The organism is Kaistella montana (assembly GCF_024436175.1).
GTDB lineage: Bacteria > Bacteroidota > Bacteroidia > Flavobacteriales > Weeksellaceae > Kaistella > Kaistella montana.
This window is the reverse complement of the sequence record NZ_JANFQP010000001.1, coordinates 351076-369814: the sequence shown is the minus strand read 5'-3', so window position 1 is coordinate 369814 and position 18739 is coordinate 351076. Positions and strand designations below refer to the sequence as shown.

The 18739-nt window shown below is 34.9% G+C and carries 24 protein-coding genes; 7 read left to right on the top strand and 17 right to left on the bottom strand.

Features of this window, described 5'->3' with window-relative positions; translation table 11 throughout:
• Window positions 1-3 precede the first annotated feature (3 nt).
• The 5 genes from infC (at window position 4) to NOV28_RS01740 (ending at window position 2506) form a co-directional block, all read left to right on the top strand.
• Window positions 4-510: a translation initiation factor IF-3 gene (gene infC, locus NOV28_RS01760; RefSeq protein WP_255926942.1), complete on the top strand. Its 507-nt coding sequence runs from the start codon at window positions 4-6 to the stop codon at window positions 508-510.
• Between the two features lie 71 nt (window positions 511-581).
• Window positions 582-779 (top strand): 50S ribosomal protein L35, encoded by a 198-nt coding sequence (rpmI, locus tag NOV28_RS01755; protein ID WP_088468848.1) that lies wholly within the window; start codon window positions 582-584, stop codon window positions 777-779.
• Between the two features lie 120 nt (window positions 780-899).
• Entirely contained in the window at window positions 900-1244 is a 345-nt protein-coding gene (rplT, locus tag NOV28_RS01750) for a 50S ribosomal protein L20 (protein WP_055042814.1), read from the top strand.
• An 87-nt stretch (window positions 1245-1331) separates the two neighbouring features.
• Entirely contained in the window at window positions 1332-1916 is a 585-nt protein-coding gene (locus NOV28_RS01745; protein ID WP_255926930.1) for a M28 family metallopeptidase, read from the top strand.
• 83 nt (window positions 1917-1999) lie between these two features.
• Entirely contained in the window at window positions 2000-2506 is a 507-nt protein-coding gene (locus NOV28_RS01740) for a T9SS type A sorting domain-containing protein (protein ID WP_255926928.1), read from the top strand.
• Window positions 2507-2513: 7 nt separating this feature from the next.
• Here the strand turns inward: NOV28_RS01740 and NOV28_RS01735 are convergent, their stop codons facing one another.
• Genes NOV28_RS01735 through NOV28_RS01710 form a run of 6 tightly spaced genes read right to left on the bottom strand, consistent with a single transcriptional unit; the run spans window position 2514 to window position 7921 of the window.
• On the bottom strand, window positions 2514-3623 hold the full coding sequence (locus NOV28_RS01735; protein WP_255926926.1) for a glycosyltransferase family 4 protein: 1110 nt from the start codon (window positions 3621-3623) through the stop codon (window positions 2514-2516).
• A complete protein-coding gene (locus tag NOV28_RS01730; RefSeq protein WP_255926924.1) occupies window positions 3620-4396 on the bottom strand; it encodes a polysaccharide deacetylase family protein in 777 nt (258 codons plus the stop codon). The genes NOV28_RS01735 and NOV28_RS01730 overlap by 4 nt, the downstream gene beginning before the upstream one ends.
• Before the next feature lie 3 nt (window positions 4397-4399).
• The gene (locus NOV28_RS01725) at window positions 4400-5329 is read right to left on the bottom strand and encodes a glycosyltransferase family 2 protein (protein ID WP_255926922.1); all 930 of its coding nucleotides are present in this window, start codon (window positions 5327-5329) and stop codon (window positions 4400-4402) included.
• A gap of 16 nt (window positions 5330-5345) precedes the next feature.
• A complete protein-coding gene (locus tag NOV28_RS01720; RefSeq protein ID WP_255926920.1) occupies window positions 5346-6515 on the bottom strand; it encodes a glycosyltransferase family 87 protein in 1170 nt (389 codons plus the stop codon).
• Between the two features lie 21 nt (window positions 6516-6536).
• A complete protein-coding gene (locus tag NOV28_RS01715; protein WP_255928674.1) occupies window positions 6537-7349 on the bottom strand; it encodes a 2,3,4,5-tetrahydropyridine-2,6-dicarboxylate N-succinyltransferase in 813 nt (270 codons plus the stop codon).
• A 35-nt stretch (window positions 7350-7384) separates the two neighbouring features.
• The gene (locus tag NOV28_RS01710; RefSeq protein ID WP_255926918.1) at window positions 7385-7921 is read right to left on the bottom strand and encodes a C40 family peptidase; all 537 of its coding nucleotides are present in this window, start codon (window positions 7919-7921) and stop codon (window positions 7385-7387) included.
• Window positions 7922-8086: 165 nt separating this feature from the next.
• On the opposite strand from NOV28_RS01710, the gene prmC reads away from it, so the two are divergent.
• Window positions 8087-8935 carry a peptide chain release factor N(5)-glutamine methyltransferase gene (prmC, locus tag NOV28_RS01705; RefSeq protein ID WP_255926916.1) on the top strand — a complete coding sequence of 283 codons (849 nt, stop codon included), beginning with the start codon at window positions 8087-8089 and terminating at the stop codon, window positions 8933-8935.
• Window positions 8936-8937: 2 nt separating this feature from the next.
• Here prmC and NOV28_RS01700 read toward each other — a convergent pair whose 3' ends face one another.
• From NOV28_RS01700 to NOV28_RS01650, 11 genes are all read right to left on the bottom strand, one after another.
• Complete coding sequence (locus NOV28_RS01700) at window positions 8938-9594, bottom strand: rhomboid family intramembrane serine protease (protein WP_255926914.1); 657 nt, start codon at window positions 9592-9594, stop codon at window positions 8938-8940.
• 40 nt (window positions 9595-9634) lie between these two features.
• Window positions 9635-9952 (bottom strand): ATP-dependent Clp protease adaptor ClpS, encoded by a 318-nt coding sequence (locus NOV28_RS01695; RefSeq protein ID WP_255926912.1) that lies wholly within the window; start codon window positions 9950-9952, stop codon window positions 9635-9637.
• 19 nt (window positions 9953-9971) lie between these two features.
• Entirely contained in the window at window positions 9972-11330 is a 1359-nt protein-coding gene (locus NOV28_RS01690) for a hemolysin family protein (RefSeq protein ID WP_255926910.1), read from the bottom strand.
• 143 nt (window positions 11331-11473) lie between these two features.
• Window positions 11474-12331 (bottom strand): ATP synthase F1 subunit gamma, encoded by an 858-nt coding sequence (gene atpG, locus NOV28_RS01685; RefSeq protein ID WP_255926908.1) that lies wholly within the window; start codon window positions 12329-12331, stop codon window positions 11474-11476.
• A 69-nt stretch (window positions 12332-12400) separates the two neighbouring features.
• A complete protein-coding gene (atpA, locus tag NOV28_RS01680) occupies window positions 12401-13978 on the bottom strand; it encodes a F0F1 ATP synthase subunit alpha (RefSeq protein ID WP_255926906.1) in 1578 nt (525 codons plus the stop codon).
• 18 nt (window positions 13979-13996) lie between these two features.
• The gene (gene atpH, locus NOV28_RS01675; protein ID WP_255926904.1) at window positions 13997-14536 is read right to left on the bottom strand and encodes an ATP synthase F1 subunit delta; all 540 of its coding nucleotides are present in this window, start codon (window positions 14534-14536) and stop codon (window positions 13997-13999) included.
• Between the two features lies 1 nt (window position 14537).
• Window positions 14538-15035 carry a F0F1 ATP synthase subunit B gene (atpF, locus tag NOV28_RS01670; RefSeq protein ID WP_255926902.1) on the bottom strand — a complete coding sequence of 166 codons (498 nt, stop codon included), beginning with the start codon at window positions 15033-15035 and terminating at the stop codon, window positions 14538-14540.
• Window positions 15036-15134: 99 nt separating this feature from the next.
• Window positions 15135-15332: an ATP synthase F0 subunit C gene (atpE, locus tag NOV28_RS01665; RefSeq protein ID WP_027377418.1), complete on the bottom strand. Its 198-nt coding sequence runs from the start codon at window positions 15330-15332 to the stop codon at window positions 15135-15137.
• 65 nt (window positions 15333-15397) lie between these two features.
• Window positions 15398-16522, bottom strand: coding sequence for a F0F1 ATP synthase subunit A (atpB, locus tag NOV28_RS01660; protein WP_255926895.1), 1125 nt, complete (start codon window positions 16520-16522; stop codon window positions 15398-15400).
• 64 nt (window positions 16523-16586) lie between these two features.
• Window positions 16587-16985 (bottom strand): hypothetical protein, encoded by a 399-nt coding sequence (locus NOV28_RS01655; protein ID WP_255926893.1) that lies wholly within the window; start codon window positions 16983-16985, stop codon window positions 16587-16589.
• On the bottom strand, window positions 16969-17247 hold the full coding sequence (locus NOV28_RS01650; protein WP_255926891.1) for an AtpZ/AtpI family protein: 279 nt from the start codon (window positions 17245-17247) through the stop codon (window positions 16969-16971). Before NOV28_RS01650 ends, NOV28_RS01655 begins: the two co-directional genes overlap by 17 nt.
• A gap of 105 nt (window positions 17248-17352) precedes the next feature.
• On the opposite strand from NOV28_RS01650, the gene ffh reads away from it, so the two are divergent.
• A complete protein-coding gene (ffh, locus tag NOV28_RS01645) occupies window positions 17353-18720 on the top strand; it encodes a signal recognition particle protein (RefSeq protein WP_255926889.1) in 1368 nt (455 codons plus the stop codon).
• Window positions 18721-18739 lie beyond the last annotated feature (19 nt).

Below are 18739 nucleotides of genomic sequence, written 5' to 3'. Positions count from 1 at the left end.
GATTTGCACCAGATCAATGAAAAGATTCGTGCGAAAGAAGTACGCTTAGTCGGTGATAACGTAGAACCAGGCGTGTATCCTTTAGCAAAAGCATTGGAAATAGCTAAAGAACAGGAGCTGGATTTGGTTGTAATTTCCGACAAAGCTGAACCTTATATTTCCAGAATTCTGGATTATAAAAAATTCCTTTACGAGCAAAAGAAGAAGCAAAAAGAGCTGAAAGCCAAGCAAGTAAAAGTAGTCGTAAAAGAAATTAGATTTGGTCCACAAACTGATGACCACGATTACGAATTCAAGAAAAAACATGCTGAAAAGTTCTTGGAAGAAGGTTCTAAATTGAAAACCTATGTTTTCTTCAAAGGCCGTTCAATTATTTTCAAAGATCAGGGAGAAATTCTTCTTTTAAAATTGGCTCAGGAGTTGGAACATGTTGGAAAAGTTGACCAATTGCCAAAACTAGAAGGCAAGAGAATGATTATGATGATGAGCCCGAAAAAAGCTGCGAAATAAGCAATTTTCAGATTTAACTTGATTAAATCATCTAAAAAGATATTGATAACAAATATTATAAATTAAGCAAAATGCCAAAATTAAAAACTAAATCAGGTGCTAAAAAGCGTTTTAAGCTTACCGGAACAGGTAAAATTAAAAGAAAAAATGCTTTCAAAAGCCACATCTTGACGAAAAAAGAAACTAAGCAAAAGAGAAATCTTACGCAAACTTCTTACGTTGCTACTGTGGATGAGAAAAGCGTTTTACGTCAATTAGCAATCAAGTAGTTTTTATAAATCTTTCGGTTTATAAGAATTCAAAAAAATTCAGAAATTTTAACCCTGAAACGGAGCAGAAAAGTGTAATGAAATAATTTACCGCCCTTTTCAAAAAAAACAATTTAAATTATGCCAAGATCAGTAAATGCAGTAGCTTCTAGAGCTCGCAGAAAAAAAGTAATGAAGCAGGCTAAAGGTTTTTTCGGTAGAAGAAAAAATGTTTGGACTGTAGCTAAAAACGCCGTAGAAAAAGCAATGCAATATGCTTACCGCGGTAGAAAAGAGAAGAAAAGAAATTTCAGAAGCCTTTGGATTACCCGTATCAATGCAGGTGCTAGAGAACACGGAATGTCTTATTCTCAATTTATGGGCGCTCTAAAAAGCAACAATATCGAACTGAACAGAAAAGTTTTAGCAGATTTAGCAATGAATCACCCTGAAGCTTTCAAAGCAGTTGTAGATCAAATCAAATAAATGTAAAATTTTTTGTTATCAATGTTTAAATCTCATACAAATTTGTATGAGATTTTTTTTATTAAATTTGACGATATAATTTATTAAATGAAAAAACTATTTCTTCTTTCAGCTATTACCCTTTCAACTTCATTTTCTGCACAAACTTTTGTTCAAGCTTATCAAGACAGAGTAAATCAAATCACCCAGAATAATATAAATACTTATCTTACAGAATTTGCAAGTTTTGGAGTGAAAACAACTGGAAGCGCAAATAACAATAACGCATTTAATTGGCTTAAAAATAAATATCTCGCATTTGGCTACACCGAAGCTCAAGTTTCTGAAAATGCCTTTTCCTACAATGGAAATACAACGAAGAACCTCATTCTCACCAAAACCGGAACCAAATATCCAAACACCTACGTCATTGTTTGTGGGCATTACCATACCATCGTCGGACCTGGAGTAAATGACAACAGAAGCGGAACTTCCATTATTTTGGAAATGGCAAGAATTCTGAAAGATGTTCCAACAGAATATTCCATAAAATTCATCAATTTCACCGGTGAAGAACAAGGACTTCGAGGAAGCCAAAACTACGTAAATACCGTTGTAAATAGCACTAATCCAAAGATGAATATCAAAGTGGTTTTCAATATTGACCAAGTGGTGGCGTTGCGGGCGAAGTAAATAACACTATCACCTGCGAACGAGATACTAGCAACTCCCCTTCTACCAACAACGTAGCTTCGAACACCGTTACCCAAGAATTGATGAATTGTGTCACTTTATATTCGCCGCTACAAACCAATTTATCTTATGCATACGGATCGGATTATATGCCTTTTCAATCGAATGGTGAGGTGATTACTGGACTTTACGAATATAATGAAAGCTCACAACCGCATTCTTCCAGTGACACCTACGTAAATATGGATCCTGTTTTTGTTTATAATGTTGCTAAAGCGGCTCTAGGCGCGGTTCAGCACTTTTCAACTGCCGAAACAAGTAATTTGTCGGCAGCAGATTGTCCACCGGAAAAAATGTTAGAATCATTGAGAATTTATCCGAATCCGGCTTCAAATTTTATTAATATTGAAATGTTGAATTCGAATTTAAGAGATTATTCTTTCAGCATTACCGATTTGTCAGGAAAACTTTTGGTCAAGACTCAAAACGCTAAAAAAGTAGATATCTCCAAACTTTCACCCGGAATTTATTTCGAAACGATGAATGTTGAAGACCAAAAACTCACCAAGAAAATCATCATTTCAAAATAGAAAAAAATCACGATATCGAAATCGTTTCCTTATAAACTTTCATCAGTTCATTTGCAATATTCTCATCGCTAAATTTCTGTGCGTAAATCAAACCCTTTTCTACACGCCGTTTCCGCTCGGATTCGTTGTTCCAAAGAAATGAAATTTTAGATTTTAAATCTTCAAAATTATTGGGATTAATATAAAGCGAATCATTTCCGCCGGCTTCCGGAAGCGAACTCATATTACTCGTAATTACTGCTGTTCCTGAAAAAAGAGCTTCGATAACCGGAATTCCGAAACCTTCGAAAACGCTTGGATAAACAAAAAATTCTGCCAATTTATAAATTGCAGCCAACTCTTCCATTGAAACATTTTCCAAGAAAAAAACTTGGTTTCGCATCTTATTTTTGGTGATAAAACGCTCTACTTTTTTGAAATATTTCTCTTTTTTCTTCCCTACAACCACCAAAGGAATTTCGGTGTTTTGTATAGCTTTTACAATATTCAAGAGGTTTTTTCTTTCTTCAATTGTGCCAACATTCAAAATAAATTTCTCAGGAAGTTTATATTTTTCCTGAACTGAATTTAAAAAGTCTTGACTCTGAGTTTCTTTAAAAGAATGATGACAACCCTGATAAACTACCCTAATTTTGCTTTCCGGAACTTTCAAAAATTTGATGATATCAGCTTTGGTTTGTTCGGAAATTGATATAATTAAATCTGCCTGTGCAGTTGCTTTTTTAAACTTCCAAAAGTGAATTTTCCGATCGAAAAAACTGTAATATTCAGGATATCTCAAGAAAATTAAATCGTGAATTGTCACAATTTTTTTAATGGGTTTTTCATTCCATTTTAACGGTAGTTCCCCAGAAAGTCCATGGAAAATATCGCAATCGGCATTTTGTGCATCTTTTCCCATTTTAAACTGTCGGGAAAGCTTTCCTTTCGAAGTTTCCAAAAACGAGACATTTTCCAATTCTACAATTTCCTTTGCGCGTTCTGATTTTTTATTGTTTAAAATAAAATATTGATTATCAGGAAAATAAGTTGCCATAATCCTCACCAAATCGCGAGAATAATTTCCTAATCCCGAACTATTGTTGAAAAAACGTTTTCCGTCGAAAGCAATTTTCATGATTGAATACTTTTTTGAAATTCCTGAAAAGTTCCGAATGAATATTTTTTTTCTTTTAAATAATTCAAAAAATCGTCAAACCTTTCTACCATTGAATTTCCAGTGTTTTTAGTAGTAAAACCCGGAAGTTTAAATTTTTCATCATTGATATCTGCAAATTCCCACGGATGGAAATAAATGTTCAAATAATGATCATTTTTTAATACATCAGCTGCTAATTTTTTATAAAAACTTAAAGGAAAATTATGAAAACTCAGCCAAAAAAGCGGAATCCTGAAGTTTGGAGAAACCGAAGCCGGAATTTGCAATACATTTCCTTCTTTAAAATACGTTCGCGAAACTTTCAAATTGTTATATCTTCCTGGCAAAAAAGTAGGATTCACCGAAGAATTGTAGGAGTAGCCGGCTTTTTCAACTTCATTTTCGTCGACTTTCATCATTCTCGGCATTCTCAAACCTGTGATTTTTGTATTAAAAAGTTCAGCTAGTTTTTCTCTTGATTTTTTCAAATCGCTATTCTCAAATTTTGAATGAAACCAAGTATGGGAAGCCAATTCGTGACCTTCAGCAAGTAATTGTTCTATTAAGTCTTTATTATTTTCCGCAAAAGTAACCGTTGAAAAAAAAGTCGCTTTTGCTTGATGTTTTTTTAATAATGACAAAATATTTTGTAAACCTTTTCTTGATATGGAAAGCTGTTCTTCAAAGGGAATTTCACCTTCGTATTCCAAAGGCATATCAAATTCTTCGATGTCGAAACTAAGTAAAACCATTTATTAAAAATTTTTAGAACGAATGATATAATTGGGTCTTTGTTTCACCTGATTGAAAATTTTACCAAGGTAAATCCCCATAATTCCTAAAATAATCAACTGAACACCACCAAAAAAAACCACAGTCATTATCAGCGATGCCCAACCAGAAATTTCTGTTCCGGTAAGAAAAGAATGAATGACATAAGTACCATAACCCACTGTTGCAATTGCTGAAAATATAAAGCCCAAATAAGCTGCGAGATAAAGCGGTTTCACACTGAAAGCGGTAATACCAGTGAAGGCGAATTTCATCATTTTTTTGAGATTATAGCTGCTTTCTCCTGTTGCTCTTTCGCAGGCAGTGAAATGTATACCAACACATTTGAAACCCATCCAATAAGACAATCCGCGTAAAAAAATATCAGATTCATGCATATTTCGAACCACATCTACGACTGAAGCATCCATCAATCGGAAATCTGAACCGCCGCCTTCACTTAGGTTTACATCTGAAATTCTTGTTAAAAAACGATAATATAATTTACTAGTTTTTCTTTTGAAAGATGAAATTTGTTTCGGATATTTTCGGATCGTATGAACAATATCGAAACCCTCTTCCCATTTTTTGATGAGCTCGGGAATAAGTTCCGGCGGATGCTGCAAATCAGCATCCATGGAAATCATTGCATTTCCTGTGGAATAGTCCATTCCGGCTTTCACAGCGTGTTGATGACCGAAATTTCTAGAAAATTCAATGAATTTTATGTCTTCATTATTTTGGGAAATTTGCTCCAGAATTTGTTGCGTATTATCGCGGCTACCGTCATTTACAAAAATAATTTCGAATCGATAATTGGCGATTTTAGAAAAAATATCCTTAATCCTTTGATAAATCAGTGGAATATTGCCTTCTTCGTTGTGAGCGGGAATAACAATGGAAATTTTTTTCACTTTTGTGTTTAATTTTTTAGTTTAATTTGTAATCTTTTTCAAAATTTTTGGTCATTAATTCATAAATAATTCTAAGCCAAACAACGCAGCAAGGTAGCGCTTTCAGAGAATATTTCATGATATAATTTTCTTTGATAAATTTCGGGAAAAGATCCGAAAAAGAAAAACAGGTTAAAATCATTACAAAAATAAGCAAACCGATGATCAAAGGCGATTTTTCTTTTTGAATAATAAACCAAATCATCACTCCAGAAACGGCAATAATGTAAGTTGGCGATTCGGAACTTGAACTGAAAAGCACGATGAATAAAAGCGTTGAAGCCAAAATCATCAACTGAAAAGCAAGATTTTTGTATTGATTAATTCTTAAATAAGGCAAACCGAAAACCAAAATTCCCGGAACCAAAAAAACAAAATTTGAAATATCCGGATTCCCCAAAACACGACGTACAATTCCCATCAAAGAATAATCTTGCCGATTTCCCAAGACCTGATTTGAAGAATTTTTTTCTGATAAAGATTGAAACCAATCCATATAAGATTGAATTCCGAAATGTGGACTCGAAATGAGCATTGGCAAAACCAAAAATAAGATTCCAAAACCTATCATTGAGAAGATAAACTTCCATTTATTTTTAATAAAAAAGAAGGAAGAAAGCCCCGCAATTCCATATAATTTCACGAAAAAACCAATGAGAATCGTGATTGCAGATTTGGTTTCTTTTCTTTCATAAACATACACCGCCGTTAGAATCAGCAATCCGGTTAAGGCAATATTAAACTGTAAACTTACTGCTGCGGTAATGAATTCTTGCAAACAAAGCCACGCAAAAAACGCTTTTTTAGCATTAGAAAAAGGCAGTTTATGAATGGCAAATAAAAAAACATAAGTGTTCGCAACATTCCACAAAATCATTCCTAGCCAATCGGGCAAAATTGCAAACGGAGCTATTAAAATACTGAAAAAAACGCCGTAATGATTAGAATCAAAATGCACATCAGGATACAGAAGATAAATGTTTTTTTGAGCTAAAGTATTGGTAAAAACATTCTTGAAAATCAAGTAATTATTATATTTCAGCGGGCCTCCTGCATATTTTGTAATGGACGAAATTGCTGAAATCAAAAGATAAATCCCAAAAATATATCGAGGATTCGCAATAAATTTTAGGAATTTATCTTTCAAAATGAATACGTTTAAAATGAATTAAACTGCAACATTATTTTCTCTTAATGCATCATTTAGAGAGGTTTTTTTATCAGTAGATTCTTTTCTTTGTCCGATAATCAATGCGCAAGGAACTTGGAATTCACCTGCCGGAAATTGTTTCGTATAACTTCCAGGAATCACCACCGAACGAGCAGGAACTCGACCTTTGATTTCTACAGGTTCGGAACCGGTAACATCAATGATTTTTGTGGAAGCGGTAAGCACTACATTTGCGCCCAAAACAGCTTCTTTTTCTACGTGAACACCTTCCACAACGATACATCTTGAACCTACAAAAACGTCATCTTCAATAATTACCGGTGCAGCTTGAAGCGGTTCTAAAACTCCACCAATTCCTACTCCACCGCTCAGGTGAACGTTTTTTCCGATTTGCGCGCAACTTCCAACCGTAGCCCAAGTATCAACCATCGTTCCAGAATCTACGTAAGCGCCTATGTTCACATAAGACGGCATCAAAATCACTCCAGAAGCGATGAAAGCGCCTTCACGAGCAACCGCATGAGGAACTACACGAACTCCTTTTTCAGCATAATTTCTTTTTAATGGCATTTTATCGTGGAATTCAAAAGGGCCAACTTCAATGGTTTCCATTTTCTGAATTGGGAAATACATCACGACCGCTTTTTTCACCCATTCATTTACTTTCCAACCATTTTCGGTAGGTTCAGCAACGCGGAGTTCGCCCAAATCTAATTGTCGGATAACTTCACGAATGGCTTTCTGGCTGTCTTCATTTTGTAATAATTCTCTGTTATCCCAGATATTTTCGATGGTTTGTTGTAACATAATTTATTTTAGTTTTAAGAATAATAATTTCAGCAAATTTACAAAACTCTTCGTGCGAAAAGGTAGGCTTTGTTCCAATATCTTTCATTGAGAGATGAAATAATCACTCCTTTAGAAGTAGAAGCGTGAATAAATTTCACTTCTCCGTCATTGCCGATATCTTGTACAATTCCAACATGAGAAACTCTGCTTCCGCCCGATGTTGCGAAAAATACGAGATCGCCTGGTTTTGCCTCTTTAATGCTGATTTCTTTGCCTGTATTCGATTGGTCTTCAGATCTACGCGGAAGTTTTTTATCGTTTTCATCAAAAACTTTGGAAACCAAACCCGAACAATCGAATCCTGCTGAAGTATTTCCAGCGTATTTGTATGGTGCGCCTAAATATTTTTCGGCATCTTTTAAAATTTCTTTAATTTGACCATTGATATTTCCAGAATAATGAGAAGACAAAGTTTTCAAATCTGGACTTTTAGCCACAGTTTTTGTAGGTGATGATCTCTTAACGACGGTTTTGGAAGATCCACAAGAAACTAAAACCATCATAGCAAAGACATAAAAAAATAAGTTTTTCATATTTTAAAAAAGCAATTTCTCAAAAATAGTAAATTTATTCTCAATTGATATTAATTTTACATTTTTTCCTTATTTAATAAATGTTTGAGCCTATTTATTGCGTTCCTTAGAAAAAAGGAATTATATTTAATTTTTGAAAGAGAAAAAAGAAAAAGCACCAAAAAAATGACCATTTTAGAATTCAAAAGACACTTTAAAGAAGAACTTGCCGAATTGTATTCGGAATCTGAAAGCGCCGAAATTTATGCAATATTTGTACAGAAAATGGTAGGATTTGATCGGCATTTGCAAAGACGTTTTCAGAATCAGGAGCTTTTGCAAAGTCATATCGAAGATTTGGAAAAAATAATTGACGAACTGAAAACCGGCAAACCATTTCAGCAAATTTTAGGAGAAACTGAATTTTATGGATTTCAAATTTTTGTTGATGAAAACGTTCTGATTCCACGTCCGGAAACCGAAGAATTGCTTGAACTTGCGATTGAAAAAATAAAAGAAAACTTTCAAAAAAAAGAATTAAAAATCTTGGATATCGGAACTGGAAGCGGAATTATTCCAATTGTTTTGAAGAAAAATTTCCCAAATTCGGAGGTTTCCGCGATTGATTATTCGGAAAATGCTTTGAAAATTGCTCAGAAAAACGCCAAATTTCATGAAGTTGAAATTGAATTTATTCATCAAAATTATTTAGATGAAAATTTAAAAACAAAATACGACATCATCATCTCAAATCCGCCGTACATCGGAATTGACGAAGAAAACGAAATTGCTGATTCGGTAAAGGAATTTGAACCCAAAATGGCACTTTTCTCTCCTACTTCAAACGCTTTAATTTTCTATGAAAAAATTGCAGAAGATTGCAAAAATCATCTCACAGAAAATGGAATGATTTTTCTGGAAATTAACCAGAAATTGGGTATTGAAACACAAAATCTTTTTACCGAAAATTTATCGGAAGTTCATTTAATGAAAGATATTTCTGGAAATGACCGATTTGTTTGGGGAAAGAAATAAACCTACCCTATTTTCTTTTTCACAAAAACCTGATACGACATATAAATCAACGGAATCGACATAATTCCAAGGAAAAGTGCGTTTTCAAATGCACGTTCAGGTTGTAACGCTACTGCATAAACCAAACCGAAAAATGCACCTCCCAAATGCGCCGCATGACCGATATTATCGTGTTGACGCGGATTCAGCATACTATAAACCGAATAGCCGAAGTAAAGAAATCCAAAAATATAACCCGGAATTGGAATTGGTATGAAGAAAAAATAAATTCCCAAATCCGGAATCATGGCTATAGAAGCAAACAAAATCCCAGAAACTCCGCCACTCGCGCCGATTGCCGAATACCACGATTGATTTTTATACAAATACAAGGAAAATAAATTCCCAAGAAGAATCGATCCGAAATAAATAATCAAAAAACCAAAATAACCGAAACCTTGATTAACAATAGGTCCGAAGAAATACAAGGTCATCATGTTGAAAAGCAAATGCATCAAATCGCCATGTAAAAAACCGGCGGAAAGCAGTCTGATGTATTCTTTGTTTCGAAGAATTGCACCTACGTTGAATTTATATTTCTCGAAAATATTTTGATTGTTGAAAGCGATAAAACTGATAACAGCGGTAATCGCAATCACGATTAAAAGAATTGAACTCATATTTTGTTATAAAAGAAAAGTTTCGAAAACGAAACTTTGGTTATACTATTTCTGAAGTTAAACTTCTGGAGATTAATTTTTCGTGCATCGGTTTCAGGAGTTCTAAACTACCTGTTTTTACGGTACATTTTCCTTTGTAATGAACCAAAATTGTGCATTGTTCGGCTTGTTCCAAAGTATGTCCGCAGATTTCGATAAGGCATTCAATCACATAATCGAAAGTATTGACATCGTCGTTCCAAAGCACCAATTTGTAAACTTCGTCTTCATTTTCCATCAGCGCAACGTCTTCTTCGTATTCGCGCTGGGGTTTTTCGTAATCTTTTACAAATCCGGGTTTGTTATTAAAAGTAATCATCAAAGATTAAATTTTTAAATTAAATTTCACTGATTTCTTCGGTCAAATCGTCGATAATACTCGGTTCTTCATAAACCAATTCAACCAAATCAACACTTTTGTTCTGCATTTTCAAGATTTTCACATGGTAATCATTGATATTAAATTCCTGATTTTCACCTGGAATATCTTCCAATTCATGCAAAATATAACCTGCCAAAGTATTGTATTCACCGTCTTCAGAAAGCGGGAATAATTTTGGCAAATGCTCATTAATTTCATCCAAAGGCTGAGTTGCCTGAACCCAGAAAACATTTTCACCGACTTTATCCACGATTTTCTCTTCATCATCTTCTTCATCCTGAATTTCGCCTACTAATTCTTCCAAAATATCTTCTAAAGTAATGATTCCTTCAGTTCCTCCGAATTCGTCAATAACAACCGCTAAATGCTGTTTTTTCTGCTGGAAAACTTTCAAAAGATCGGAAATTTTCTTACTTCCAACTACGAAGAAAGCTTCTCTCATCAATTCTTCCAAATCGTTGTGGTTCAGCTCTCCTTTTCTTTTTACATATTCACGGATAATTTCTTTGGCATAAAAAATACCAATAATATTGTCTATAGAATCTTTATAAACGGGAAGTCGCGAATATCCACCATCCATAATTCTGGTGATTATATCTTCAACAGGTTCTTCGATATCGATGGAAGAAATATTCTGTCGCGGAACCATAATTTGTTTCGCAGAATGATCGGTAAAATCGAAAGCATTTTTGATGATTTCGTAATTTTCTTCTTCTATTTCACCAGAATCTGCAGATTGTTTTACCAAAAGTTGCAGCTCTTCCGTCGAGTGAATTTCATGTTCTGAAGCTGGATGAATTTTCATCAAACGCAAAGCAGTGTTCGACATTTTATTCATCGTCCAAATGAAAGGTTTAAAAATAGTATAGAAAACCCGCAACGGCATCGCAATCGCCATTGTGGTGGCTTCAGCTTTACGGATCGCAATAGATTTAGGAATCAATTCACCGAAAACAATATGCATCACGGTGATCAAAAGGAAACTTAGAACCAATGAAATCGTGGTGACACTCGTTTCAGCTATTTCAAAATTAAAATAATGGAAAATATTTTCAATCACGTGGTGCATCGCACTTTCGCCGACCCAACCTAATGCAAGCGAAGCTAATGTGATCCCGAGTTGTGTTGCAGAAAGATATTCATCAAGATGCTTGATAATGTGTTCTGCTTGTTTTGCCATCGAGTTGCCTTCGGCGGCTTTAATCTGAATCTGAGAGTAACGAACTTTTACGATAGAAAATTCTGCGGCTACGAAAAACCCATTGAGTAATACTAAGAATAATGCTAATAAAAGCTTGACGACGTCTGAATCCATTTAAATTTTAAAAAATATTTGATGCAAAGATATAGAAAATTAAATAATTAAATATTTTGGAATTTTATTGGCCTTTCTTTTAAGAATATAAAAAAAGCACCGACTTTAATCGATGCTTTTTTATGATATTAAAAATATTCCTTTTAAGAATTTTTCAGCGCTTCAGCACCAGAAACAATTTCCAAAATTTCATTGGTAATTGCAGCTTGACGGGCTTTGTTATAGAAAATTACAAGTTCATTTTTCAATGCTTGCGCGTTGTCTGTTGCCTTATGCATCGCTGTCATTCTGGCTCCGTGTTCAGAAGCGATAGAGTCTAGAATTGCTTTGTAAACCTGAGTTTTGATGGATTTAGGAATCAAAACATTGAGGATTTCAGCGGCATTCGGTTCAAAAAGATAATCAGTATTTGTATTACCTTCTCTTTCCGACATTGCGATTGGCAACACTTGCTCGGTTTTTACTTCTTGGGTTGCAGCGTTGATGAATTTATTATAAATAACAAAAACTTTATCAAATTTTTCTTCTTTATAATCCTTCATCACATTTTCCATAAAGTTGGAAACTACCTGAAAACTCATACCATCAAAGATTGCACTTTGATTATCATAGATTTTTCTGGTTCTTTTTACTGCATCAAACACTTTTTTTCCAACAGAAAGAATTTCTACCTCATGTTGGGAATTGCCTACGACATTATTCAATTCTTTGATTACTGAAGAGTTGAAAGCTCCTGCAAGACCTTTGTTTGAAGTAACTACAATATAAAGAACTTTTTTCACCTCTCTTTCAGCAGTAAAAGTAGAAACTCCTTCAAGATCGGTAGTGGAACTTACATTTTCGATAATTTCCTGCAATTTTTCTGAGTAAGGTCTCAACATTACAATAGCATCAGTTGCTTTTTTCAGTTTCGCTGCCGAAACCATTTTCATCGCACTCGTGATTTGCATTGTAGAAGAGATTGAAGTAATTCTTCCCCGTATTTCCTTTAAGTTTGCCATTCTATGGGTTGAAAATTTAAAATTCAATATTCAGAAAATTTATTCTGAATATTGAATATTGAATTAATTTTAGTTGTATTTAGAAGCTAGTTCTGTAGCAGCTTGCTTCAAAACTCCTGTGATGCTGTCATCAATTTTTCCTGCTTTGATGGCTGCCATAGTATCAGGATGTTTAGATCTCAAGAATTCTACGTATTCTTTTTGGAATTCTTTTACTTTTCTGATAGGGATATTTCTCAATAAGTTTTCAGTACCTGCGTAAATCATTGCTACCTGAGAATCTACAGGAAGTGGAGAGTTTACCGGTTGTTTCAAGATTTCTACGTTTCTTTCACCTTTAGAAATTACCCCAAGAGTTGAAGCATCAAGATCGGAACCGAATTTAGCAAAAGCTTCTAATTCTTTGTATTGAGCTTGATCCAATTTTAAAGTACCAGAAACTTTTTTCATTGATTTAATCTGAGCATTACCACCCACACGCGATACAGAAATACCTACGTTGATCGCTGGACGAACCCCAGAGTTGAATAAATCTGACTCCAAGAAAATCTGTCCATCAGTAATCGAAATTACGTTGGTTGGGATATATGCAGAAACGTCACCCGCTTGAGTTTCAATAATCGGAAGTGCTGTTAAAGATCCACCACCTTTTACGATTGGTTTCAAAGATTCAGGCAAATCATTCATTTGAGCAGCAATGGTATCATCTTTAATAACTTTTGCAGCTCTTTCCAATAATCTGGAGTGAAGATAGAAAACGTCTCCAGGATAAGCTTCACGGCCCGGTGGTCTTCTCAACAATAGAGAAAGCTCACGGTAAGCTACCGCTTGTTTAGATAAATCATCATAAATGATCAAAGCTGGTCTACCAGTATCACGGAAATATTCTCCGATTGAAGCTCCCGCCATTGGCGCGTAAACCTGCATTGGAGTTGGATCGGAAGCGTTTGCTGCTACAACTACGGTATAAGCTGCTGCTCCTTTATCTTCTAATGTTTTTACGATTTGTGCTACGGTAGAAGCTTTTTGTCCTACTGCAACATATATACAGAATACAGGTTCTCCTGCATCATAAAATTCTTTTTGGTTAAGAATAGTATCGATTGCCACAGTGGTTTTACCAGTTTGACGGTCACCGATGATCAACTCTCTTTGCCCTCTTCCTACAGGAATCATGGAATCGATTGCTACGATACCAGTTTGAAGTGGCTCAGTAACAGGTTGACGGAAAATAACTCCAGGAGCCTTTCTTTCCAATGGCATTTCGAATAATTCACCAGCGATAGGTCCTTTACCGTCGATAGGGTTTCCAAGGGTATCTACTACTCTTCCCAACATCCCTTCACCAACTTTGATTGATGAGATTCTTTTGGTTCTGTTTACGGTATCACCTTCTTTTACCAATTTGGATTCACCAAGAAGTGCCACACCCACATTATCTTCTGCAAGGTTCAAAACAATACCTTCAATACCGCTTTCGAATTTTACCAATTCACCGTACTGAACATTTTCTAAACCGTATACTAAAGCGATCCCATCACCGATGGTCAATACAGTTCCTACTTCTTCCACATTCGATTGTGTGTCGAAGTTTGCTAGCTGCTGTTTAAGAATTGCAGATACTTCTGCCGGATTTATTTCTGCCATTTTATGGTTGTTTTTGTCTTAATTTAATTGAAATTCTTTTTTAAGCTTATTCAGTTTTGATTTTACTGAATGATCTATCTGCTGATCCCCAACTCGTAAAATATAACCTCCCAAAAGATCGGGATTGATGATTGATTTCACATCAAACTGATTATCATGGTTTACCAAATTGGTTGATTTCAGGATATTGCTGATATTTTCAGAAGAAAGTTCGGTTGCTGAAGTTAAGGTAATTCGCTGAACTCCTTTCATATCTTCAACTTTATTGATAAATTCCTGTGCGATATTTTGCATTTGGCTTTCGCGTCCGTGCTTGATGATCAATTGAAGCAAACTTTTAGTTACAGGCGAGAAATCTTTAAAAATCTCTAAAGCAATGCTCACTTTTTTCTTTACATCAATAATCGGAGAACCGAAAAAATTCTGAAGTTCTTTTGATTTTTCAATGGTTTTCACAATATCACCCATTTCACCAAAAACAGCATCAGTTTGTCCTGATTCCTGAGTGAAATTGAGTAATCCTTGTGCGTATCTTTTTGCTACTTTACTTGTAAGCATCTTAGTTCAAATTAGATTTGTTCAAAATATTTTCTACCAAAGCATTTTGCGCATCGCTATTATCTAATTTTTGTTTCAAAATAGATTCTGCAATATTTACAGACAATGCACCGATTTGGTTTTTAATATCGCTCATTGCAGCAGCTTTTTCAGACTGGATAGACTGTCTAGCTTGTTCAATGATTTTATCAGCTTCGGTTTTAGCAGCATCTTTTGCTTCACCTACGATTCTGTCTTTAATTTCTCTAGCTTCTTTCAAAATATTATCACGTTCTACTTTTGCTTCGCGGATGATGATTTCGTTTTCAGCTTTCAAATTCTGAACTTCTTGTTTTGCCAATTTCGCTTGGTTTAGAGAGTCAACGATTGTAACTTCTCTTTCATTCACAGCATCCATAATTGGTTTCCAAGCGAATTTTCTTAGAACCAATAAAAGGATGATAAAAATCACCGACTGGATGATGAATAAACCTGATGAAAAATTTTCTAATAATCCCATAAGAGTTATAATAAAATATTGTAATTGTTTTTTTTAATTTTTTAAAAATCACTTGCCGTAACCAACCGTTCCCGGCAAGTGATAGAGTTTTACAACTTCTTAGTTTACAGCAAATAATGCAGCAAACGCAACCCCTTCTACAAGAGCTGCAGCGATCAACATCGCAGTTTGAAGTTTACCAGCTTGTTCTGGTTGTCTAGCCATACCTTCTAGAGCAGCAGCACCGATTTTACCGATACCAATACCTGTTCCGATTACTACTAAACCTGCACCAATGATTTTAGGCATTTCTTGCATAATATATAATTTTAAAAAATTAGTTTCTATTTAAATAAGTTCCAAACGAACAACTATGTTTTCAATTAGTGATGAGCTTCTTCATGATGATGCTCCTCATTTGCCATCCCGAAATATACTGCAGAAAGCATGGTGAAAATATACGCCTGTAAAAACGCTACCAATACTTCCAATAAATATAAAACGAATGTTAAGAATGGAAAAGCAACCCCTGCAATTACGTTTTTGAAATAATAAATCAAAGCAATCAAACTCATGATGATAATGTGTCCTGCAGACATGTTTGCAAATAGACGTATTAACAATGAGAAAGGCTTAATGAATAAACCAACAAGCTCGATCGGCATCATTACTATTTTCATCGGCCAAGGCAATCCCGGCATCCAGAAGATGTGTTGCCAGTAATTTTTATTTGCAGTAAACTGAGTAATGAAAAATGTAATTAAAGCTAATGCAACAGTGATAGCCAAGTTACCCGTAACGTTGATCCCAAAAGGCATTAGACCAAATATATTTAAGAACAAAATAAAGAAAAATACGGTCAATAAATAACTCATATATTTTTTATAATTGTTCCCGATGTTTGGTTTCGCGATTTCATCTCTTACGAAAAGTACCAATGGTTCGAAAATCTTTCCAACTCCAGAAGGAACAAGCGATTTTTTGTAATTTCTCGCCATCGATCCGAAAATCAACAACATTAATACAGCAGTCACCAAAATCATCAAAACACTTTTAGTGATCGAAAGATCTATAACTTTTTCGTTGGTTGCATGATGATGCTCGTCTAAAGTAAGTGTTCCGTTAGCATCAGTTTTATAAATTTTCTCGTGAGAAAGCGTGTAATAAGCACCTTTGCTTTCAACTGGTTTTTCTCCGTGGTGGAATTCAGAACTCATAAAAGCATGAAAACCGTTGGCTTTATCATAAAAAATCACCGGCAATGGGAAACCAATATGCTTCTCGGTTCCGTCGGCATTTTTGGCCACCATAATATCAAAGCTATGAGCATCTAATAAGTGATGATCGATAAAGTTCTTGTTTTCTGTTTTTATTTTTTCATCTTCAGAGACCACCTTAGTCACTTCAGTTCCGTGATTAGGGGCCGCTACTGCTGCATTTTCATGCTGTGCAAATGATGATGAAAATGTCGATAAAAAACCTACGATAAGTACTACTCTTTTCAGCATTGATATATCTTATTTTAAAGTTTTGCAAAAATAGAATAAATAATCATAATATAAAAATCCTTTTTTACTGATTTTTTTCATCTTTTTCCGTAACCCCGACTTCACCGTTCTGTATCAATTTCACCGAATACAGCGTTTCGAGAAGCAAAGAGACAAGATAAGGGACAATAAAATGAATTTTATAATTGGGAACTTCACTCAAATTAAGTTTCTTCATCACAAGAAACATAATCATCAATTTAAACATTACCAAACCCATGAAAGCAAATCCTATATACGTTGGAAAAGTTTTTTTGATGATTGAAAGAATCGTAATCACCATCATAAAAAGCAACGTAAGAAATAAATAATACTTTACAAATGTGGTTTCAAAACCTATTTCTAAAATCTGCCAGATTACAAAATGCAAAAAGAACATCAAAAAAAACAAGATGACATATAACGTGCTACTTTTTATTTTCATTATTCTGAATATTTTTTAATTGATGCAAAAGATTGTAAAAAGCGAGTCCCATTCCCAAAAAACCGATACCTACCGTTAACAGATTACTCTGAATCTCGAAATAATCGTTAATTTTTTTTCCGCCCCAAAATGCAAGTCCCATCGTAGCGAGCATTTGAAAAACAATCGCTGAATAGACGCCATATTGCCGCAAACCATTCTTTTCAAACTTTTCTTGGTCTTCTTTGCTGAACTCCTCTTCTGTTGGTTTTTCGTCGGACATTTTCTTTTCGTTTATGCAAATCTAATGATTATAAGACAATAGAAAAATTTAGAATTTTAAAATTCATCAAATTTCTGTATTTTTGCGCATCTTAAATAAAAAACAATGTTCAATAGTTTACAGGATAAGTTAGACAAAGCACTTCATAATATTTCCGGACGCGGAAAAATTACCGAAATCAACGTTGCAGAAACCGTAAAAGAAATCCGCCGCGCTTTGGTGGATGCCGATGTTAATTATAAAGTTGCGAAAGATTTAACCAAAAGAGTTCAGGAAAAAGCTTTAGGACAAAATGTTTTAACCAGTTTAACTCCGGGACAATTGATGACCAAAATCGTTCACGACGAGTTGGTAGAATTAATGGGCGGAACTCAGGAAGGAATCAACCTCTCTGGAAAACCAACCGTAATTCTAATTGCCGGATTACAAGGTTCCGGTAAAACCACTTTCTCCGGAAAATTGGCCAATTACCTTAAACAAAAAAGAAACAAAAAACCTTTATTGGTCGCTTGTGATGTTTACAGACCTGCAGCGATAGAACAATTGAAAGTTTTGGGAAGCCAAACCGGAATTCCTGTTTATACCGAAGAAGGCGCTGTAAATCCTTCCTCAATTGCTGAAAACGCAGTGAAATTTGCGAAAGAAAACAACCACGATGTCGTAATCGTGGATACCGCAGGTCGATTGGCGATTGATGAGCAAATGATGAACGAAATAAAATCGGTACATTATTTCATTAAACCTCACGAAACTTTATTTGTGGTAGATTCCATGACCGGTCAGGATGCTGTGAATACTGCAAAAGCCTTCAACGAAGCTTTGAATTTCGACGGGGTTGTTTTGACCAAATTAGATGGTGATACACGAGGTGGAGCAGCTTTAACGATTCGTTCCGTGGTTGAAAAACCAATCAAATTCATTTCTACCGGCGAAAAAATGGAAGCTTTGGATATTTTCTATCCTGAAAGAATGGCGGACAGAATTTTGGGAATGGGTGATGTAGTTTCCCTTGTAGAAAGAGCTCAGGAACAATTTGACGAAGAAGAAGCGAAAAAACTTCACAAGAAAATTGCTAAAAACGAATTTGGTTTTGATGATTTCTTAAAGCAAATCAATCAGATCAAAAAAATGGGAAATATGAAAGATTTGATGGGAATGATTCCTGGAGTTGGAAAGGCCATCAAAGATGTGGACATTCAAGATGATGCGTTCAAACACATCGAAGCAATCATCCACTCGATGACGCCGGAGGAAAGAAGACGACCATCAATCATCAATACCCAAAGAAAAAACCGAATCGCAAAAGGTTCCGGAAGAAAAATTGAAGATGTAAATGCTTTGATGAAACAATTTGACCAAATGGGAAAAATGATGAAGATGATGCAAGGTCCACAAGGAAAACAAATGATGGAAATGATGAGCAAAGGAATGCCGAAAATCCCAGGAATGGGCGGCAATCTTTTCGGAAAATAAAATTAAATATCCCAAATTT

Excerpts from the sequence above, each read along its gene's own strand:
- rpmI (WP_088468848.1), top strand. The coding sequence starts at position 582 with ATGCCAAAATTAAAAACTAAATCAGGTGCTAAAAAGCGTTTTAAGCTT.
- rplT (WP_055042814.1), top strand. The coding sequence starts at position 900 with ATGCCAAGATCAGTAAATGCAGTAGCTTCTAGAGCTCGCAGAAAAAAA.
- NOV28_RS01745 (WP_255926930.1), top strand. The coding sequence starts at position 1,332 with ATGAAAAAACTATTTCTTCTTTCAGCTATTACCCTTTCAACTTCATTT.
- NOV28_RS01740 (WP_255926928.1), top strand. The coding sequence starts at position 2,000 with ATGAATTGTGTCACTTTATATTCGCCGCTACAAACCAATTTATCTTAT.
- NOV28_RS01735 (WP_255926926.1), bottom strand. The coding sequence starts at position 3,623 with ATGAAAATTGCTTTCGACGGAAAACGTTTTTTCAACAATAGTTCGGGA.
- NOV28_RS01730 (WP_255926924.1), bottom strand. The coding sequence starts at position 4,396 with ATGGTTTTACTTAGTTTCGACATCGAAGAATTTGATATGCCTTTGGAA.
- NOV28_RS01710 (WP_255926918.1), bottom strand. The coding sequence starts at position 7,921 with ATGAAAAACTTATTTTTTTATGTCTTTGCTATGATGGTTTTAGTTTCT.
- prmC (WP_255926916.1), top strand. The coding sequence starts at position 8,087 with ATGACCATTTTAGAATTCAAAAGACACTTTAAAGAAGAACTTGCCGAA.
- NOV28_RS01700 (WP_255926914.1), bottom strand. The coding sequence starts at position 9,594 with ATGAGTTCAATTCTTTTAATCGTGATTGCGATTACCGCTGTTATCAGT.
- NOV28_RS01695 (WP_255926912.1), bottom strand. The coding sequence starts at position 9,952 with ATGATTACTTTTAATAACAAACCCGGATTTGTAAAAGATTACGAAAAA.
- NOV28_RS01690 (WP_255926910.1), bottom strand. The coding sequence starts at position 11,330 with ATGGATTCAGACGTCGTCAAGCTTTTATTAGCATTATTCTTAGTATTA.
- atpG (WP_255926908.1), bottom strand. The coding sequence starts at position 12,331 with ATGGCAAACTTAAAGGAAATACGGGGAAGAATTACTTCAATCTCTTCT.
- atpA (WP_255926906.1), bottom strand. The coding sequence starts at position 13,978 with ATGGCAGAAATAAATCCGGCAGAAGTATCTGCAATTCTTAAACAGCAG.
- atpH (WP_255926904.1), bottom strand. The coding sequence starts at position 14,536 with ATGCTTACAAGTAAAGTAGCAAAAAGATACGCACAAGGATTACTCAAT.
- atpF (WP_255926902.1), bottom strand. The coding sequence starts at position 15,035 with ATGGGATTATTAGAAAATTTTTCATCAGGTTTATTCATCATCCAGTCG.
- atpE (WP_027377418.1), bottom strand. The coding sequence starts at position 15,332 with ATGCAAGAAATGCCTAAAATCATTGGTGCAGGTTTAGTAGTAATCGGA.
- atpB (WP_255926895.1), bottom strand. The coding sequence starts at position 16,522 with ATGCTGAAAAGAGTAGTACTTATCGTAGGTTTTTTATCGACATTTTCA.
- NOV28_RS01655 (WP_255926893.1), bottom strand. The coding sequence starts at position 16,985 with ATGAAAATAAAAAGTAGCACGTTATATGTCATCTTGTTTTTTTTGATG.
- NOV28_RS01650 (WP_255926891.1), bottom strand. The coding sequence starts at position 17,247 with ATGTCCGACGAAAAACCAACAGAAGAGGAGTTCAGCAAAGAAGACCAA.
- ffh (WP_255926889.1), top strand. The coding sequence starts at position 17,353 with ATGTTCAATAGTTTACAGGATAAGTTAGACAAAGCACTTCATAATATT.